At 49.0% G+C, this 19,746-nt stretch carries 16 protein-coding genes; 13 read left to right on the top strand and 3 right to left on the bottom strand.

Annotated features, from left to right (window positions below):
- Positions 1-330 precede the first annotated feature (330 nt).
- Complete coding sequence (gene leuS / locus Q1B11_RS00790) at positions 331-2,955, top strand: leucine--tRNA ligase (protein ID WP_299726396.1); 2,625 nt, start codon at positions 331-333, stop codon at positions 2,953-2,955.
- A gap of 48 nt (positions 2,956-3,003) precedes the next feature.
- Here the strand turns inward: leuS and Q1B11_RS00785 are convergent, their stop codons facing one another.
- A complete protein-coding gene (locus tag Q1B11_RS00785; protein ID WP_299725865.1) occupies positions 3,004-4,212 on the bottom strand; it encodes a hypothetical protein in 1,209 nt (402 codons plus the stop codon).
- Between the two features lie 295 nt (positions 4,213-4,507).
- Here Q1B11_RS00785 and Q1B11_RS00780 point away from each other — a divergent pair, with 295 nt between their 5' ends.
- The 12 genes from Q1B11_RS00780 to Q1B11_RS00725 all read left to right on the top strand — a co-directional run bounded on the left by Q1B11_RS00780 (position 4,508) and on the right by Q1B11_RS00725 (position 16,696).
- The gene (locus Q1B11_RS00780; RefSeq protein ID WP_299725862.1) at positions 4,508-5,881 is read left to right on the top strand and encodes a hypothetical protein; all 1,374 of its coding nucleotides are present in this window, start codon (positions 4,508-4,510) and stop codon (positions 5,879-5,881) included.
- A 250-nt stretch (positions 5,882-6,131) separates the two neighbouring features.
- The gene (gene katG, locus Q1B11_RS00775; RefSeq protein WP_299725859.1) at positions 6,132-8,297 is read left to right on the top strand and encodes a catalase/peroxidase HPI; all 2,166 of its coding nucleotides are present in this window, start codon (positions 6,132-6,134) and stop codon (positions 8,295-8,297) included.
- Between the two features lie 131 nt (positions 8,298-8,428).
- On the top strand, positions 8,429-9,040 hold the full coding sequence (locus tag Q1B11_RS00770) for a hypothetical protein (protein ID WP_299725856.1): 612 nt from the start codon (positions 8,429-8,431) through the stop codon (positions 9,038-9,040).
- A complete protein-coding gene (gene holA, locus Q1B11_RS00765; protein ID WP_299725853.1) occupies positions 9,037-10,086 on the top strand; it encodes a DNA polymerase III subunit delta in 1,050 nt (349 codons plus the stop codon). Before Q1B11_RS00770 ends, holA begins: the two co-directional genes overlap by 4 nt.
- Before the next feature lie 145 nt (positions 10,087-10,231).
- A complete protein-coding gene (gene mbhE / locus Q1B11_RS00760) occupies positions 10,232-12,505 on the top strand; it encodes a hydrogen gas-evolving membrane-bound hydrogenase subunit E (RefSeq protein WP_299725840.1) in 2,274 nt (757 codons plus the stop codon).
- Positions 12,505-12,897 carry an MnhB domain-containing protein gene (locus tag Q1B11_RS00755; protein ID WP_299725837.1) on the top strand — a complete coding sequence of 131 codons (393 nt, stop codon included), beginning with the start codon at positions 12,505-12,507 and terminating at the stop codon, positions 12,895-12,897. The genes mbhE and Q1B11_RS00755 overlap by 1 nt, the downstream gene beginning before the upstream one ends.
- The gene (locus tag Q1B11_RS00750) at positions 12,897-13,250 is read left to right on the top strand and encodes a Na+/H+ antiporter subunit C (protein ID WP_257285214.1); all 354 of its coding nucleotides are present in this window, start codon (positions 12,897-12,899) and stop codon (positions 13,248-13,250) included. The genes Q1B11_RS00755 and Q1B11_RS00750 overlap by 1 nt, the downstream gene beginning before the upstream one ends.
- A complete protein-coding gene (locus Q1B11_RS00745; RefSeq protein WP_299725830.1) occupies positions 13,247-14,797 on the top strand; it encodes a proton-conducting transporter membrane subunit in 1,551 nt (516 codons plus the stop codon). The genes Q1B11_RS00750 and Q1B11_RS00745 overlap by 4 nt, the downstream gene beginning before the upstream one ends.
- On the top strand, positions 14,797-15,273 hold the full coding sequence (locus tag Q1B11_RS00740) for a Na+/H+ antiporter subunit E (protein WP_299725827.1): 477 nt from the start codon (positions 14,797-14,799) through the stop codon (positions 15,271-15,273). The genes Q1B11_RS00745 and Q1B11_RS00740 overlap by 1 nt, the downstream gene beginning before the upstream one ends.
- Positions 15,266-15,577, top strand: coding sequence for a cation:proton antiporter (locus tag Q1B11_RS00735; RefSeq protein ID WP_067519269.1), 312 nt, complete (start codon positions 15,266-15,268; stop codon positions 15,575-15,577). The genes Q1B11_RS00740 and Q1B11_RS00735 overlap by 8 nt, the downstream gene beginning before the upstream one ends.
- Positions 15,574-15,879, top strand: coding sequence for a monovalent cation/H(+) antiporter subunit G (gene mnhG, locus Q1B11_RS00730; RefSeq protein ID WP_299725824.1), 306 nt, complete (start codon positions 15,574-15,576; stop codon positions 15,877-15,879). Before Q1B11_RS00735 ends, mnhG begins: the two co-directional genes overlap by 4 nt.
- A 205-nt stretch (positions 15,880-16,084) precedes the next feature.
- Complete coding sequence (locus Q1B11_RS00725; protein ID WP_299725821.1) at positions 16,085-16,696, top strand: LysE family translocator; 612 nt, start codon at positions 16,085-16,087, stop codon at positions 16,694-16,696.
- A 178-nt stretch (positions 16,697-16,874) separates the two neighbouring features.
- On the opposite strand, the gene ilvD is transcribed toward Q1B11_RS00725, so the two are convergent.
- On the bottom strand, positions 16,875-18,716 hold the full coding sequence (ilvD, locus tag Q1B11_RS00720; RefSeq protein WP_299725818.1) for a dihydroxy-acid dehydratase: 1,842 nt from the start codon (positions 18,714-18,716) through the stop codon (positions 16,875-16,877).
- A gap of 300 nt (positions 18,717-19,016) precedes the next feature.
- Positions 19,017-19,727, bottom strand: a complete 711-nt coding sequence (locus Q1B11_RS00715) for a DUF3581 family protein (RefSeq protein WP_299725816.1) — start codon at positions 19,725-19,727, stop codon at positions 19,017-19,019.
- Positions 19,728-19,746: the final 19 nt, after the last annotated feature.

The raw sequence follows: 19,746 nt of genomic DNA, 5'->3' as shown, positions 1-19,746 counted from the left end.
CCTAAAACCGTTGGCGGCGCTGGTCTTTCCTTCATAAGTACCCGGCCATATGGAATCGAATATTTCTGGCTTATTGACCAGGTTCTCTGGAAGGCGCAACGGCGGGAGCATAGCGAGCTATGTGACCAGAGTTGCAACGCAGTCAGAGGGCCTGATCAATGGGTCAGAAAATATGATTTCAGATGGCTGGGTACTTAAGTGACTGAGATTGAACAGGAACAGTGCAGTCAAGCATGCAGTGTTGTATCCTACCCGATTAGTATGTATTACCGACCTCTTACTGCTGAAAACAGGCAGTACACCTTAATTGATTAAGCCCGTTGAGCGATGATGGAAGAGCATTACCAACCGCATCAGATTGAGAGCGAAGCCCAGAAATTCTGGGAAGACAACGACAGTTTTGCTGTCACCGAAGACACTTCTTCAGAAGAGAGCAGGAAAGAAAAGTATTATTGCCTCTCCATGTTCCCGTACCCCAGCGGTCGGCTGCATATGGGGCACGTGCGTAACTACACCATTGGTGATGTAATCTCCCGTTACCAACGCATGCGTGGCAAAAACGTATTGCAGCCCATGGGTTGGGACGCTTTCGGTCTGCCAGCTGAAAACGCAGCGATCAAAAACAAAACCGCACCCGCACCATGGACTTACGAAAACATCGAATACATGAAAGGTCAGCTGAAGCGTTTAGGCTTTGGTTATGACTGGAACCGTGAAATCGCCACCTGTAAGCCCGACTACTACAAGTGGGAACAGTGGTTCTTCACACAGCTCTATGAAAAAGGCCTGGTCTACAAAAAGATGGGCACCGTTAACTGGTGCCCTAATGATCAGACGGTGCTGGCCAACGAACAGGTTGAAGACGGCCGCTGCTGGCGTTGTGATACCACGGTTGAGCGCAAAGAATTACCTCAGTGGTTTGTAAAAATCACCGCCTACGCGGATGAACTTCTGGCGGATCTGGATAAGCTGGAACACTGGCCTGATCAGGTTAAAGCCATGCAGCGTAACTGGATTGGCCGCTCTGAAGGTGTTCAGATGACCTTCAAGGTAGCCAACCCTGCCGACGGTACTCCAGAAGAATTCAAGATTTACACCACTCGCCCAGACACCCTGATGGGTGTGACCTATGTGGGCGTTGCGGCAGAACACCCTCTGGCGAAAGCAGCAGCGGCTAACAACCCTGAATTGGCTGCCTTTATTGATGAATGCAAATCCAACGCAGTCACCGAAGCCGAAATGGCGACCATGGAAAAGCTCGGTGTTGATACCGGCATTCGCGCCATTCACCCAATCACTGGTCGCGAAGTGCCCGTGTGGGCAGCTAACTTTGTATTGATGGATTACGGTACTGGCGCCGTTATGGCAGTGCCAGGACATGATCAACGTGATTTTGAGTTTGCCACCCGCTATGGCCTTAATATTGAACAGGTCATTGCACCAACCAATGGTGAAGAGATCAGCGTTGCTGAAAGTGCGTTCACTGAGAAAGGCATACTGGTCAATTCTGGTGAGTTTGACGGTCTGTCTTCAGAAGAAGCCTTTACTGCGATTTCCGACAAACTGGTTGCTGAAGGCAAAGGTGAGAAACAGGTTAATTACCGCCTTCGCGACTGGGGCGTAAGCCGTCAGCGTTATTGGGGTTCTCCAATCCCCATGCAATATCTGGAAGACGGCACAGAGGTACCTGTTCCTCTGGAAGAACTGCCCGTTCTTCTGCCAGAAGATGTAGAAATGGATGGCGTTCAGTCACCGATCAAAGCGGATCCTGAATGGGCGAAAACCACCTACAACGGCCAGCCTGCAACCCGTGAAACAGACACGTTTGATACCTTTATGGAATCAAGCTGGTACTACGCCCGTTACTGTTCACCAAAATCCGATGATCAGATGTTGAACCCGGAAGCTGCCAACTACTGGCTGCCAGTGGATCAATACATCGGTGGCATCGAACATGCGGTGATGCATTTGCTTTACTCCCGCTTCTACCACAAGCTGCTCCGTGACGCCGGCTTGGTTAACAGCGACGAACCCTACAAGCGCTTGCTTTGCCAAGGTATGGTGCTGGCAGATACGTTCTACAAGCTGGATGAAAAAGGCGTTAAACAGTGGATTGCTCCTACTGACGTAGACTTTGAATTAGACGATAAGGGTCGTTTGGTAAAAGCTACCCTGAAAGATACCGGCGAAGCCGTTGAGCATGCGGGCATGAGCAAAATGTCCAAATCCAAGAACAACGGTATTGACCCTCAGGAACTGATTAATCAGTACGGTGCAGACACCATTCGACTCTACACCATGTTTGCCTCACCACCAGAGCAAACACTGGAGTGGTCTGAAAGCGGTGTTGAAGGTGCTAATCGCTTCTTGCGCCGTGTCTGGAAACAAGTTGCTGAACACATTGCCGACTGCGAAACCAGCGGCAATCCTGTTGCACTGGACTCCAGCGCACTGACCAAAGAACAGAAAGACCTGCGCCTTAAGGTTCACGAAACCATTAGCAAAGTGTCTGACGATTGTGAGCGTCGATTGACGTTCAACACCGCTATCGCGGCCATCATGGAACTGAGCAACGCCATCAATAAATTCAAGGCTAACAGCGATCAGGATCGAGCTGTGATGCGTGAAGCTGTTGAAGCGACGACCTTGATGCTGGCACCTATTGCACCTCATGCTATGCACAGCATTTGGAAAGCACTGGGTCATGGCGATTCGGTATTAGACGCGAGCTGGCCTGTAGTCGACCAGGAAGCGCTAAAGAAAGACGCTATCACCATGGTCGTTCAGGTTAACGGTAAGGTGAGAGCTAAGCTCGAAGTACCTGCAGAGTTAGACAAAGATGCTGTCGAGAAACTGGCTTTGGAAAACGATAACGTGACGAAATTTACGGATGGCCTGACGGTTCGTAAAGTAATCGTCATCCCAGGAAAGTTGGTGAATATTGTTGCTAACTAAGTGAACGGGTTACAGTTCAGGGTGGAACATCACCTTGGACTGTAATTTCTAATCATCAAGATTATCGTAAAAGTCGTCGTCATCAAACTGACCATAAGAATCTTCTTTTTCTTCTTCGTTATCATCTCCACGATCGCTCTTACCTTTTTTCTTCTTATTTATTCGACCGTTGTTTCCTCCGCTACCCACTCCCGGAATAATAATATTGGTTGGCAATTGTTTCTGCAAACCTTCTATCATAGCTATAGGAGCAGCCATCGTTGCCATATTCAAAGCCATCGAACCCACTAATGAGGCTGTTGCTGCTGATGCCAAAGGTGCTGCCTGATTGAGAGCCGAGCTTGAAAAAAGCGTTAGGCTCGACTTTAAAGCTGCTTCCAGCATCGTCCCTATTTTTTGTTGTCCCTCTTTTAATAAAACTGCGTTTTTGTTAGCCAGACGATGATCCGAAGCAAGATCCGATTTATCATCAGACTGACTAGACGACAACAGGCTAGAAAGCTTGGGGTATTCGGGATCACACTCCACTTGCGAACAAAGTGTTAGCAGCTCAGGCAATTGCTGTTCCAGTGCTGTGGCTAAATCAGCATCACTGACCATTTGATTGACAGTCTGAGATTGATCACCTCTTGAATCCTGAATATCAAGATGACTCGCTCCGGGCGTCTGTTCCCTGAGAATCATCGATAAATCCACCCCCTCATGTACCTTCACACCAAGGCTCAAAAGCACATCACAGAGCAACATTTGCATAGAATACATATGCGCTCTAATTCCCAGATGACCACCCTGCAGCATTCCCTTGCACAGCTCCGGGTTATCCGAAATCCCCAAAAAGCACTGAATCACTCGAATGATTTGCGCACTCTCATCTGAATCAGCACCCTCCATCGATAAAATCAGCCCAGGTAACATCAACAGCACAGGCCGGATTTGCTGGAACTGGAAGTCACTGGGAGAAAAGCTTGGTGGCGGCAACAGTGATAGTCGCGGCGCAAGCAGCATTGGGCGAGCCAGAAGGTCGGCAGGTGTCAGCTGAGGTGTCGGGTAAAAACCCATCAGCCTGGAAGGGCTTGGGGACATCGGACAAATTTGCCGATTAACCATCAGCAACGAAGACTGAGCCCGGTACTCAGCCCTTTGCCCAATGAAGGCACTCTTCACATTCAACGAGGCAGAAATGCCCCGCATTTCGCAGGAGCCTGCTCCGGTTTTACTGAGCAACGAAACGGTTTTTATGGCTGTCTGTGAAATCACAGCCGCTCTGTTAGTGCTTACTCCCACTGTCATAATGAGGCCAAAATCCCCCAGCAAAACGCTGACACGTCTCAAATCCCCCCATTTTCCTGATAAAACAATAAAACAAAGGCTCCCTGTAGTGATATTTCAGACCCTTGAATAACAAATAAGTTCCTGTTTTCGATTAAAAATCAGCCATTTATTGTAACCATCGCACATAGTTACAATTCCCCCTATAACAAGCTGGAATCAATGAGCATTTGCTGGCAGAATTTTGCAACATATAACCCATGCTCAAATCAGGACTCATACCGTGTTTCGTCTATTAAAAGGAATTTTCATTGTTTCAGTTCTGCTGGCTTCCATAGCAGCGGGCATGGGCTATTTCTTTTCCAATAAAATCGGCCTGATGGCCAATCAATGGGTAGCCAACCTATCCCCTTACGTCCGTATAAGCTATGAAAATCTAGACGTGGATCTGAGCGGCAAGGTCATTTTGAATAATGCCTATGTGGATATCCAAAACGATACCCAGCCACCCATTCATGTTCAGCGTATTGTCGTACGATTCCCGGATATTTATGGCCTTTATCAAATGGCCATGAGTGGTGATTTCTACCACGTCCCTCCTCGCCTGAATATCGAGTTTCAAGGTGCCAGACTGTTCTTCCTGGACAACAGTCGGCTGGCCTCACACTTTACTGTTCGAAATGCGTTGCTCAACAGCAACTCAGTGGCAACCTGTGGCGCTAATTATCTGATGGGCCCGGAACAGCTCAAACGCATGGGGTACTCTTCAAATACATTGTTCAATCTCGGTGTTAATTTCGAATATTTTGCCTTCAATCAAACCATGGACCTGGTGTTTGATGCCGAAATACAAGGCCTTGGCTTTTCGACTCTGGGTATGACTCTCAGCAATGTAGCTGGATTACACTACGAAGCACTGGACGCTAGCGATAAGGTGGCTATCCAACGATTATCGATCAATTATCTGGATGATGGTTACACTGATAAAAAAGTCAGCTTCTGTGCTAATGCTTCAGGCATCAGTAAAGCGCGCTATATAAACAACCTAGTGACTCAGGACGATGCTTACTTCAGTTCCGTTTGGGGTATTATTCCCGGTCAGGAGTTCAGAGCGACCTACGGAAGCTTTTTCCAGAATCCACGTCGCATCGCCATCAATTTGGAACTGCAACAACCGCTCCCTCTGGCCAAGCTCAACTGGGACAGCACACCTCCTCCTATTAGCCAGCTCTATATCGCCATCAATAATGAAGAGCTATTGATGCCGGAGCTGGCACTGAATCCTGTGGCGCTTGGCAATCGGGTAGATGACATACTGATGGCTTTCACTCAACCTGAAGTACCCAAACCCCTACCTGAAACAAAAGCAACGCCTGTCGTCGATACTCAGGTGCCGGCACAACCTTCAACAGAAGATCGTGGTCAAAGAGAGATGTATACGGGCCAACACCAAGTTTTTACACCGATATCTATAGAAGAACTGGCAGAGGGTGAACCACGCCCGATACGAATCACATTGTTCAGTGGTCGACAGTATGAAGGCTTTCTGGAAAGCCTTGATGAAAGACTGATGAAACTGAAAAGTGATCAGGCCGGCGGTGAAGTGATCAGACCAGTAACCCTCAGTCGTATCGCCTCTGTGGAAGTCTTAATGTAAGACAGATTGCTTTTAATACCTGCTGGCATAAACAAAGCTTCTGCCAGCAGGTATTAAACGAATACTCAAAATCGCTCAACCCTCACCTTTTGTTCGCAAAGACAATCAAGCATTAAAAAATACACCTATCCTTATTCGATATTTACAAAACAAACACCGCTTTATCGGTAGAAATACTGACCAAAATCAAAACTCACTCACCCAATGTTTTTGATAATGATTACAGTTAACCTTCACGAAGAACTGGAAAATGAGTAATTCTCACGCTGGAAAATGCCCTGTGATGCACGGTGCCGTCACAGAAAGCGGCAAGTCTAATATTGATTGGTGGCCAAAAGCCCTCAACCTGGACATTCTGCATCAACACGATCAGAAGACCGACCCGATGGCACCGGAATTTAACTACCGGGAAGCGGTAAAAACCCTCGATTTTACTGCTCTAAAACAAGACATCAAAGACCTGATGACCAACTCCCAGGAATGGTGGCCTGCGGATTGGGGACACTACGGCGGCCTGATGATTCGTATGTCCTGGCATGCTGCCGGCACCTACCGAACTGCCGATGGCCGTGGCGGTGCTGGCACCGGCAACCTGCGCTTTGCACCATTAAACTCCTGGCCAGATAACGTCAATCTGGACAAAGCCCGTCGTCTACTGTGGCCAATCAAGAAAAAGTACGGCAACAAACTGAGTTGGGCTGATCTCATTGCCTATGCTGGCACTGTCGCCTATGAATCCATGGGCCTGAAAACCTTTGGTTTTGCCTTTGGTCGGGAAGATATTTGGCATCCAGAAAAAGATACCTATTGGGGTTCAGAAAAAGAATGGCTGGCGCCTTCTGGCGCGGAAGGCAGCCGTTACTCCGGTGAACGTGATCTGGAAAACCCTCTGGCTGCCGTCATGATGGGACTGATCTACGTGAACCCGGAAGGCGTTGACGGCAACCCTGATCCGTTGAAAACCGCTCGCGATATGCGCATCACCTTTGAACGCATGGCTATGAGTGACGAAGAAACCGTGGCACTGGCTGCCGGTGGTCATACCGTGGGCAAATGTCACGGCAACGGCAAAGCTGAACTGCTGGGCGAAGCGCCAGAAGGTGCGGAGCTGGAAGATCAAGGTTTGGGCTGGCTGAACAAAACCAATCGCGGCATTGGTCGCAACACTGTGTCCTCAGGCATTGAAGGCGCCTGGACCACCAATCCAACGAAGTGGGATAACGGCTTCTTTTATCTGCTGTTCAAATACGATTGGGAACTGAAGAAGAGCCCAGCCGGCGCCTGGCAGTACGAACCTATCAACATCGAAGAAGCCGATATGCCGGTGGATGTGGAAGACTCTTCCATTCGCTATAACCCGATCATGACCGATGCGGATATGGCACTGAAGGTTGATCCGGAATATCGCAAGATTTCCGAGCGCTTCCGTGATGATCAGGCGTACTTCTCTGAAGTGTTTGCCCGGGCATGGTTCAAACTGACCCACAAAGACTTCGGGCCAAAATCCCGTTACATCGGCCCGGAAGTGCCACAGGAAGATCTGATCTGGCAAGATCCAATTCCTGCCGGTAAAGCGGATTATGATGTAGATGCCGTTAAAGCCAAAATCGCAGCCACTGGCCTTAGCAACAGCGATATGATTGCCACTGCCTGGGACAGCGCCAGAACCTTCCGCGGCTCCGACAAACGAGGCGGTGCCAACGGTGCCCGCATCCGTCTGAACTTCCAGAAAAACTGGGAAGGCAATGAGCCTCAGCGCCTTGATAAAGTGCTGACTGCACTTGAGCCGATTGCCGCAGAAACTGGCGTCAGCATGGCGGACTTGATTGTTCTGGCGGGTAACGTAGGTTTGGAGGCATCCATTAAAGCCGCTGGCTTTGATGTGAAAGTGCCTTTCGCTGCAGGCCGTGGTGATGCCACCCTCGAGCAAACCGATGTAGCGTCTTTTGAAGTACTGGAACCTCTGCACGATGGTTTCCGTAACTGGCTGAAGAAAGACTATGCAGTGGCAGCAGAAGAAATGCTGTTAGACCGTGCTCAGCTTATGGGATTAACCGCCCATGAAATGACAACACTGGTGGGTGGCATGCGTGTTCTGGGTACTAACCATGGCAGCACAAAGCATGGCGTATTCACGGATCGTGAAGGCCAGCTGACCACCGACTTCTTTGTCAACCTGCTGGAGATGAATTACAGCTGGAAGCCTTCAGATAACGGTCTTTATGAGATTTGTGACCGTAAGACCGGCGAAGTCAAGTGGACTGCTACTCGGGTTGATCTGGTGTTTGGCTCAAACTCCATCCTCCGGGCTTATGCCGAGGTGTATGCTCAGGATGATAATCAGGAAAAATTCGTGACTGACTTTGTTGCCGTCTGGACGAAGGTGATGAATGCGGATCGGTTTGATTTGATCTAACTGGAATACTTCTGAAAATAAACACCGCCGCATTCATTGCGGCGGTGTTGTATGTTTGAATTTTCTTTTCCCGCCCTATCCTCCTCGTGATAAAGTTAGCCGTTATTGTTCCTGTATCAGTGATACTATCTATGAAGAGAACATCGGACTATGAAGAGAGCATCGGAGAGATCATGAAACACACCCATCGTTCAGTAGCGTTGTCCATGCTGCTGCTAATGACCAGTCTGTTGACCGCCTGCGGCTTCCAACTCCGAGGGCAGATGAACGCTACAGGCGATCTCAAACAGATTGCCATTGCTGGTGAAAATGGTGGTGGTGAATCCGTGTTCAGTCGTTACCTGTCCAGAGCCATGGAAAACAGCGGTATCGATGTTTCGGCTGATGCACCCTACAAAATCCACCTGCTTGAGGTAGAACAACGCTCTGAGCAGGAAAATGTGGCTATTGCCGATCGGTATGAACAGAAAATCAATTTCTCCGTCACCTATCAATTAGAGACGATGTCTGGTCTGCCGTTGTTTGCGCCGGTTAAATTGAACCGTGAGCGTTATCTGACTCTGAATGAAAACACCACCAACGCTTCTGATTCCGAACAGGCGGTTGTATTCAACGAACTTCGTCAGGAGCTCATCGCTGCCACGCTGATGCGCATCAGCAGTTTGAACAAAGCAGACGTTGAAGCCGAAGTTCAACGAATGCGAAATATCGAAAAACAAAAAAAGGAAGCTGTTAAGCCTTGAAGCTTCGAGTTGACCAGCTTGAGGGGCAGCTGAAAAAACAGCTTGCCCCCGTTTATATTATCAGTGGTGATGAACCTTTTCAGGTATCCCAATGCTGCGACCAGGTTCGCCAATATGCACGGGCTGCCGGTTTCTCTGAACGACACGTTTACCACGTTGAGAACAATTTCGACTGGGGCGATTTTCTAGCCACAGCCAACAGCCTTTCATTATTCGCCGAAAAGCAAATTCTTGAAATCCGTATGCCCAGCGGCAAACCAGGCGATGCTGGCAGTAAGGCGTTCATGGAATATACCAGTCACCTGTCTCCGGACAACTTGTTGCTGCTGATCACCGATCGACTGGATAGCACCCAGCAAAAAGCCAAATGGTTCCAGACATTGGAAAAAGTGGGCAACTTTGTCGCTATCTGGCCCGTTGAGTCTGCACAGCTGCCAAGCTGGCTGGGGCAACGATTGCACTCTGATGGTTATCGGGCAACCCCTGAAGCACTTAGCCTTGTGGCTGAACGAGTGGAAGGTAATCTTCTCGCCGCCTCTCAAGAACTTGAGAAACTAAAACTGCTGGCAAAAGACCAAACCATTGACGAAGAAACGGTTCGGAACTCTGTTGCTGACAGTGCCCGCTACGATGTTTATCAGCTTATTGATACGGCACTTGCCGGTAATACACGACAGTGCACTAGAATCCTTGGGGTATTAAAAGGTGAAGGGCTTGAGCCGCCAATTATTCTCTGGGCTTTGGCTCGAGAAATTCGGCTGTTGAGCCAATTGAGCCGATCCCTGTCCAGAGGGTTGGCACTGGATCTCGCCATTGATCAATCGGCAAAAGCCATGGGCTTCAATGCCTTCCTGTTAAAACGCAGAAAAGGGTTGTTAAATAAAGCGATTACCCGTCATAGCGAAAGAGACTTCCGGGCGATGCTGAACGCCTCCGGAAACGTCGACCGTTGTATAAAAGGCATTGAGAAAGGCAATGTCTGGGATCAGCTCTTATCGCTCACCCTGTATCTTTCTGGCCTTCCCCCCATGGCAGTTATTCGATGAGACTGCTTTGACCATGATAAAAATACCTACGACCACCCCCTTATAGGCGACATAACTTTTATTTATAGTGGGATCAAATTGTCATTATAATGCTCGACATAAATCACGGCTTTTTTAATCAAAACACTATTTACGGCCTATCTTGATGCAAAACCCAATACTCAAACTCTGGTTAGCGTTCTGCACACTGTTGCCGCTTGGGATTTTTCTGCTGATCGGCGCCAGCTATAAACCGCCCGAATCCCTGTTTTATTGGTCCTGGATTCCATCACTGGATATTAACTTTTCGCTGCGTCTTGATGGTCTCAGTGTTTTGTTTGCCAGTTTAATCAGTGGTGTCGGGTTTCTGATACAGCTTTACGCTGTCGCTTATATGAAACCCTATAAAGGCCGGGCTGCGTTTCATCTGTACCTGACGCTGTTTATGCTGGCTATGTTGGGATTAGTGCTGGCTGATAATCTACTTCTGTTATTTGTGTTCTGGGAGTTAACAACACTCACCTCCTATCTATTGATTGGCTTTAACCACGAAAAAGAAATTTCACGTAAAAATGCCCTGCAAGCCATGCTGGTCACTGGTTCCGGCGGTCTGGCAATGCTGGCTGGTTTAATTATGCTTGGCGAAATGGCGGGTACCTACAGTATCAGCGCCATCATTACTCAAGGTACATCGCTGGTTCAGCACTCGTGGTTTACCCCTTCACTGTTGCTTATTCTGCTCGGCGCATTTACCAAGTCGGCACAGTTTCCCTTTCATTTCTGGTTACCCGGTGCCATGGCTGCGCCAACACCGGTCAGTGCTTACCTGCACTCCTCTACTATGGTGAAAGCTGGCATTTACCTGCTGGCGCGAATGCTCCCTGTATACGGTGACAGTGCCTTATGGTTCACTCTGCTGTGCAGCGCCGGTGCCTTTACCGCGCTGTGGTGTGCGATACAGGCTTACCGTCAAACTGACTTAAAGCTGATGCTCGCCTTCAGTACCAATGTCATTCTCGGTCAGTTGGTGATGCTGATCGGTATTGGCAGCAGTTATGCGGTCACTGCCGCTTTATTGTTGATTGCCGCTCATTCCTTTTATAAAGCCGGGCTGTTTATGGTGGTCGGCAATATCGATAAAGCCACCGGCACCCGCGAATACCATGAACTGGCAGGCCTGCGAGCCGTGCTTACGATCAGCTTTATCGCCGCTTTAGTGACCGCTGCCTCCAAAGCGGGTCTGCCACCGTCGTTTGGTTTTCTGTCCAAAGAATATCTCTACAAAGCGGGGCTCGAATTTGGCTGGTTGCTGTCCGGTTCCATGCTGCTGGCTAACGCCATCATGGTTGCACTGGGACTGTTGATCATCATCAAACCGTTCTTAAGCCCCCATCACGAAAAAGCAGCACCGATGAAAGCGATTGAGCATAACCAGCTGTTATGGATACCGCCTATCGTGCTGGCACTGTTATCTGTTGTTGTTCCTGTGGCACTGCTGAACTGGTATCAGGGGCTGGTGATTGATCCGGCTGCTGCAGTAATGCTGCCTGACACTCAGGTGAAAACCGTCAAACTTTGGGAAGGGTTCAACCTGCCACTGCTGCTCAGTGCGCTAACGCTGATATTGGGTATTGTGCTCTATGTCGTTTATCCACGTTTGAAGCCACGGCTCGATCAACTGATGTCTGGATTACCATCAGGTCCGGGGGTTTACCAGCATATTCTGAACGCTGTGATTAAATTGGCGAACTGGCAAACCCGTATTTTACAGCACGGCCATCTGACTCAATACAGTTTGCAGTTTTTCATTGTTCTGTTGGCTTTTCTCGGGACAGCTCTCTGGAAAATAGTACTCTGGCAAGTACATCCATTGCCGTCTATTGAATTGGATTTATATTACTACGACATCATACTCGCGGCATTTCTGGTTATTGCCGCTTTTGTGGTGGTCAAGGCGCGAACCCTGCTGTTGGCGGTTGCCGCACTCGGTACCATTGGCTTCCTCACCACAATGGTATTTCTGGTTTACAGCGCACCGGACGTGGCCAAAACGCAGCTACTGGTAGAAACCTTGATGGTCGTCTTTATCGCCATCGTGTTGCGCCACTTATCCGCAGTCAATTCCGTCCCCAGGCATTCAACCTCTCGTCGTCTGGTTCATGCCTGTGTCGCCATCGGCATCGGGGTCAGCATCAGTCTGGCGTTGTGGATTATTACTGCAACCCCCATGAATCAGGAGATTTCCGAATTCTACGCTCAAACCAGCGTCAGCGGTGGTAAGGGACGCAATATTGTCAATGTTATCCTGGTGGATTTCCGCGCTTTCGACACCCTCGGTGAAGCCGTCGTTGTCGTGATCGCCGGGCTGGCTGCTGTCGCGGTCATGGCCGGTAAACGGATTAACAAACTGGTCTCTGAAAGCACCAGGGAGAATCGTTAATGTCATCGATTATTTTTCGCACCAGTGCCCATATTGTCACGGTGCTGATGCTGGTGTTTTCCGTTTACCTGCTGTTGCGTGGGCATAACAATCCGGGGGGTGGGTTTATTGCCGGCCTTATTGCTGTTATTGCCTTTGCCCTGTTAATGCTGGCCGAAACCACTGACTACGTTCGCCAGCGTCTGGTTTATTCGCCCGCCGCCTTTGCAGGCTCAGGTATTCTAATCGCACTATTGGCCGGACTGCTGCCATTGTTTTTCGGGCAGCCTTTTCTTTCTGGTCTGTGGTGGGGAAAAATTGGTAGCCCACTGTTGTTTGATATTGGTATTTATCTCGCCGTCATCGGATCCGTGCTCATGGTTCTGCTGAATGTGGAAGAGGAGTTAAGTTAATGGAATTTCTCTGGTGCCTGGTGGTCGGCCTGATGACTGCCTGTGGCGTATTCCTGATGCTGGAGCGCCATATTGTGCGCTTCCTCTTCGGCATGATTCTGGTGAGTAACGCCATCAACCTGGCTATTTTTGTCGCCGGCCGCTTAACCCGCGGAAACCCACCGCTGATTGCCAGCGATGCCTTACTGCCTGCGGCCGGTTATGCAAACCCGTTACCACAGGCGCTGATTCTTACCGCCATCGTCATCGGTTTCGGTCTATTGCTGTTCACCCTGTTATTGGCCTATCGAGCCATCAAAGAGCTTGGCACTGCTGATATGGATAAAATGCAACACGCGGAGACTGAGCAATGATGCAATGGCTGCTCGTTATGCCTATTTTTATTCCGTTGCTGACGGCAACGGCCTGCGCTTTCAGTTTTCGTAAACAGTCACTGTCGTCGGTGATCAGCTGGACGGGGGCCATTGCTAATCTGCTGGTTGCCATACTGTTGATTCAAACGGTTATTTCCAATGGCCTGCAAGTGACCGCTTTTGGCGACTGGAAAGCCCCCTTCGGGATTGTCTTTGTAGCCGACCTGTTGTCGTCCAGCATGGTGTTAATTACCGCCATCATCGGTATTGCCATTGTGCTGTACAGTACTGCCGATTTGCGCAGCAAACCTTTCTACGCCATTTATCACAGTTTGATTCATGCGCTGCTGGCCGGTGTGATGGGCAGCTTTTTAACCGGTGATATTTTCAATCTCTATGTGTTTTTTGAAGTCATGCTGATTACTTCTTTTGGCTTGATGGTATTGGGGGCGAATAAAGCACAGATTGATGCGGCGGTGAAATACGTTGTGCTCAACCTGATCTCCACCATGGTGTTCCTGCTGGCCATCGGGCTGCTGTATGGTGCCACCGGTACATTGAATATGGCCGACCTGCACGCCAAGGTTGCAGAACTGCCTGATACCACGATGATGCTGATTTCCGGCCTGTTTCTTTTTGGCTTTGCTATTAAAGCATCTGCGTTTCCAGTTTTCTCATGGCTGCCTGCGTCCTATCATCACCTGCCCAGTGCCATTGTCGCCTTGTACGCAGCACTGTTGACCAAAGTGGGTGTTTACGCATTGATTCGCGTCTTCACCATTGTGTTTGACTTGGTTGATAGTGGCTACCAGCCTTTACTGATTGTGATTGCCGGCCTGACCATGCTGACCGGCGTTCTCGGTGCTGCCAGCCAATTTAATATTAAACGTATTTTGTCGTTTCATATTATCAGTCAGATTGGGTATATGTTGATGGGACTCGCCATCTACACACCACTGGCCATTACGGGTGCGATTTTCTACATCATTCATCACATCATTGTTAAGGCGAATCTGTTCCTGATTGGCGGCTTCCTGAAACGCAAGCAAGGCAGCGATAACCTGCGTGAGCTGGGTGGCGCTTATAGCGCCATGCCCTGGCTGGCGTTGCTGTTTCTGATTCCGGCCTTTTCTCTGGCGGGCTTTCCGCCTCTGTCCGGTTTCTGGGGTAAGTTTCTGGTGATTAAGGCAAGCCTGCAAACTGAAGAATATCTGCTGGCAGCAACCGCTTTGTTTGTTGGCCTGATGACCATTTATTCAATGACCAAAATCTGGGCCGAAGCGTTCTGGAAACCGCTGCCGGAAAATGCGCCTGCACCCGTCACCCTGTCCTGGAAGGAAAACTGTCTGTACATCACACCTATTGCGGCACTGGCGGTGATTACCATTCTGATTGGTTTTATGGTCGAGCCGATTTACCAGCTGGCTGAAACCTCCGCAATGAACCTACTCAATCCACAGCCTTATATTAATGCCGTGCTTGGTGGCGACAGTATTTCACACACTGCGCCACTCTCTGCAAACGGAATCGCAGGAGGATCGCATTAATGAACCTGTTTTTATTAAACATTCTATTAGCATTTGGCTGGATGCTGCTAAACGGTAATTATGCCAGTACCGATTTTACCATTGGTTTTGTGGTCGGTTTTTTTGCACTGTTATTGACAGAGCCTTTCAGGAATAAACCTCATTATGGGCGCAAGTTTCTGGCGGCCCTGAAACTCTTGGTTGTTTTCCTCTATAAACTGCTGACCAGTAGCCTGCAAGTTGTTTGGGATGTGATCACGCCAACCCATCTGAGTCATCCGGCCATCATCAAAGTGCCGCTGGCAGTGGAGTCTGATTTAGAAATTATGTTACTGGCGAATATTGTGTCGCTAACGCCAGGTTCTTTGACGCTGGATGTCAGTGAAGATCGTAAATTTTTGATCGTACACGCCATGTTCAGCAAGGACGAACAATCGGTGATCGACGATATCAAAACATCATTAGAGCGTCGTATTCTGGAGGTAACCCGTGACTGATATTATGGGTTTTGCGATCAATTTTGCCTTTGCCGGTTTGCTGGCTGGCCTCGCCCTGGCATTTATACGACTGTGTAAAGGTCCATCACTGGCGGATCGAGTAATCGCTCTGGATCTGATCGCATTTATCACTATTGGCTTTATTGGCGTGTTTACCATTTACAGCAACGCAACCGCGTTTATGGATATTGCCATCACCCTGGCACTGGTAGCGTTTCTCAGTACGATTGCCTTTGCGCGTTTTATTATGCGTTTGCCGCAGAGCCAGTCCGATGAGCATTCAGACTCAGGAGAAAAATCATGATGGAGTGGATCGTTGCCCTCTGTTTAATCACCGGGGTGCTGTTCAGCTTTTTCTCAGCACTGGGTATTTTACGGATGCCGGATGCCTATATTCGAATGCATTCGTCGACTAAGGCGGGCACAATCGGAGTTGGTTTGATTATGGTGGCGGTTGCGCTGCACTTTCACGACACGTCTGTTATTTCACGGGCTGTGGGAATCATCGCATTCATTCTGATGACGGCACCTGTTGCCGCACAATTGCTGGGGAAATCGCTGTTGATGAACAATTACAAAATGTGGCGTGGGCATCAGCAGGACTGACTCTTCCAGCCCTTCTTCTTCAATAGGACTGAATATTCAAACCTGTTGAAGAAGGCACTCATAAATGCAGAATGCTGTGGGCAACGCATTAAATATGCCACTATAATCCTGCAGACTAGGGTCTGTTGACGTTTCGTTGCGAGGCTCAGTGACTCAGAAAAACGTCAACAGACCCTAATAACAATTTATTCAGATACAGAACATCATGTCAGCTTCTTCCTGGTTATCCCTTCTTGCTATTTGTGCACTTGGTGCCATGTCTCCTGGTCCAAGCCTTGCTGCGGTGATGAAAAGCACCGTTCAGGGCTCCAGAGCCCACGGGTTGGTGACTGCGGTATCCCATGCGCTGGGGGTGGGCATTTACGCGTTCCTGGTCACGGCGGGTATCGGCATCATCATTACAGAAACACCCTGGTTGTTTCATTTTATTACCTGGGGCGGCGCAGCTTATCTGGCGTGGATGGGGTTTAAGGCGATTACTTCAAGTTCATCTTTAGTCAATGAAACCCAACGTACGAATGCGCTGTCTATCAAACAAGCGGCAATGGATGGGTTTATGGTGTCGTTTCTCAACCCAAAAATTATCGTGTTTTTTCTGGCGCTGTTCAGTCAGTTCGTAACACCACAATCAACCCTCACCACGCAATTATTGATGGCACTTCTCGCGACACTGTGTGATGGCATCTGGTATTGCATTGTTGCTTCGATAGCAGGCCACGGACGTGTACTGCCCACACTGAAAAAAAGAGCTGCGCTGATTAACCGGCTCTGTGGAGCGCTGTTAATTCTGGTAGCTCTTCGTATTCTGGTGATGTAATTGTTAAGTCACCAATCGTATGATCAGTGACTTAAGGGAAGTGGCATTGGAAAACATACCACCGCTCGCACTGAGCTTGTCGAAGTGCGGTGCAACCATCCTTCGATACTTCGTCAAGCTCAGCACTCAGGATGAACGGATTACTTGGTATTTTTCTAACTGCCCCTACCCTAAGTGATCAGTCGAACAAATCTAAATCGCGAATTGCGCCTTTGTCTGCACTGGTCACCATTTTGGCGTAGGCTTTCAGAGCCGTAGAGACCTTTCTTGGACGAACTTTTACCGGCTTCCAGCCATCTTTGCCTTTTGCATCCATCGCTGTTCGGCGCTGAACAAGTTCATCAGCAGACAGTTTCACATTAATGGTTCGGTTTGGAATATCAATACGAATAATGTCGCCGCTTTCAACAAGCCCGATGGCACCACCACCCGCAGCTTCCGGAGAAGCATGACCAATAGACAACCCTGAAGTACCACCGGAAAAACGCCCATCCGTCAGCAGCGCGCAGGCTTTACCAAGCCCTTTGGATTTCAGGTAACTGGTTGGATACAGCATCTCCTGCATACCCGGTCCACCTTTAGGACCTTCATAACGAATGATGACCACTTCACCAGCTTTTACCTGATCCTCCAGAATGCCTTTCACCGCGTCTTCCTGACTTTCGAATACGTGGGCGGGGCCTTCGAAGACGAGGTTGTCGTCGTCTACACCAGAGGTTTTCACCACACAGCCGTCTTCTGCAATGTTGCCATAAAGCACAGCCAGACCACCTTCCAGACTGTAGGCATTATCCAGAGAACGGATACAACCCGCTTGTCTATCCTGATCCAGAGTATCCCAGCGACATGACTGACTAAAAGCTTCTGTCGTACGAATTCCTGCCGGGCCAGCCTTAAAGAAAGTAAGTACATCGTCGTCCGATGTCTGCATAACATCCCACTGCGCCAGAGCATCTTTCACTGACGGACTATGAATCATCGGAAGATCATTGTGCAGCAAGCCGGCACGATCCAACTCACCGAGAATACCCATAACGCCACCAGCACGATGCACATCTTCCATATGGTATTTCTGGATATTAGGCGCCACTTTACAGAGTTGAGGAATCCGGCGAGAAAGCTCATCGATATTCTTCATATCAAAAGGCACGCCGCCTTCCTGCGCTGCGGCCAACAGGTGCAGAATGGTGTTGGTGGAACCGCCCATGGCGATATCCAGGCTCATGGCATTTTCAAAAGCTTTGAAGTTAGCGACAGATCTTGGCAGAACAGAATCGTCATCCTGCTCGTAATAACGGCGAGTGATCTCAACAATGCGTTGCGCTGCATTCAAAAACAACTGTTCACGGTCTGCGTGGGTTGCCAGCATGGAACCATTACCGGGCAACGATAAACCAAGGGCTTCGGTCAAACAGTTCATGGAGTTGGCGGTAAACATACCTGAGCAGGAGCCACAGGTCGGGCAAGCAGAACGTTCATATTCCGCAACGGTTTCATCATCCGCATCAGAAGCGGCAATAACCATGGCGTCTACCAGATCCAACCCATGTTGAGCCAGCTTGGTTTTACCCGCTTCCATTGGACCGCCGGAGACAAACACCACAGGAATGTTCAGGCGCATGGCTGCCATAAGCATGCCGGGGGTGATCTTGTCGCAATTGGAGATACACACCAATGCGTCAGCGGTGTGAGCATTGACCATGTACTCTACGGAGTCTGCAATGATGTCACGACTTGGCAATGAATAAAGCATGCCATCGTGACCCATGGCTATACCGTCATCCACCGCAATGGTGTTGAACTCTTTGGCAACGCCGCCGTGTTTCTCAATTTCACGGGCTACCAGCTGCCCCATATCTTTCAGGTGAACATGACCTGGTACAAATTGAGTAAATGAGTTGGCAACGGCAATAATCGGCTTTTTGAAATCCCCATCGTTCATTCCGGTGGCGCGCCACAATGCGCGGGCACCGGCCATATTCCGACCATGGGTTGATGTTCTGGAGCGATAGACAGGCATGAAACAATCCCTCTATGTGGCTTTATTCCTGATCAGCAGGTTCTGATTCAGCATCTCGGTTACATTCTTGATTATGGAAATACTGATTAAATTCATTCGGCACCATTATAAAAGTATACACGTGCCGTTTAGGGAAAATGCTGGCCTTGTAGGCGCTTCAGCAGTTTTCTTGTTTTTCTGTATTGCTGTGGTGGGTTAACCGCAGATTTCGCAATAGGATACCAAAGCCAAGCTGAAATGGCAGAGATATCCTTCGGGAAAGCGGATAAATATGAGGATAGAGATAACAACGACCGCTTTTTACGCTGAATAACGCTGCTGCCGGGCTCGATGACTTTCCACCATGGTATCAATGGTGTCCTGATCGTAAGGCCGCAAACCAGAGAGAATCATAGTCTTTTCACCCATTCCAACCACCTCACCATTATCACGGTAGGCAAAGTTAAAGGTGACTTTCCCTCGTTTGCCATTAACGGCCAGCGTTGCACCTGTTGACTCCAGCTGCGGGTTGACCAGATCAACATGCTCCATTTTCAGTGTCATGCTATCGTAAATCACCAGGGGTTTAACGGCATTGATCATAACCCCTTCGGACTTCATCAGGGGAACCAGCACGTTGGGAAAGCTCTCTCCGGAAAAGGCCACATAGCCTTTGATCAGTTGCTCGATCATTGCAGTATCACGGTTGCAGCTTCCCTGACTTTCAATCTCAAGATACATTTTGCCGTTCAGGTCACAAATACGTTTGCCGCCATCATCACCAGAAACAATCTCCAGTTCCACACCATCAGTCAGCATATCTCTGAAATGAAAGCGCATGCTGGCGTGCAGACCCTCATTTAACAAGACTTTGGCAAATAGTAGATCCCCGGGAACACAAAAACGGGTGTTATCCACGTCATGGAGTGGATTAAAGTCATTAGCAACACGCTTGGCGAATTCGCTGGCCTGCTCGCGGGTAAACGAGAAATGATCCCCTGCCAGAGTAGTACAGTATTCTTCTAGAAACATAATTTTCAGTTATTAAAAG

Origin of the sequence: uncultured Endozoicomonas sp. (genome assembly GCF_947495845.1) — a bacterium.
Lineage (GTDB): Bacteria > Pseudomonadota > Gammaproteobacteria > Pseudomonadales > Endozoicomonadaceae > Endozoicomonas.
Note: the sequence above shows the minus strand (reverse complement) of the source record. Positions and strands in the feature narration are given on the sequence as shown.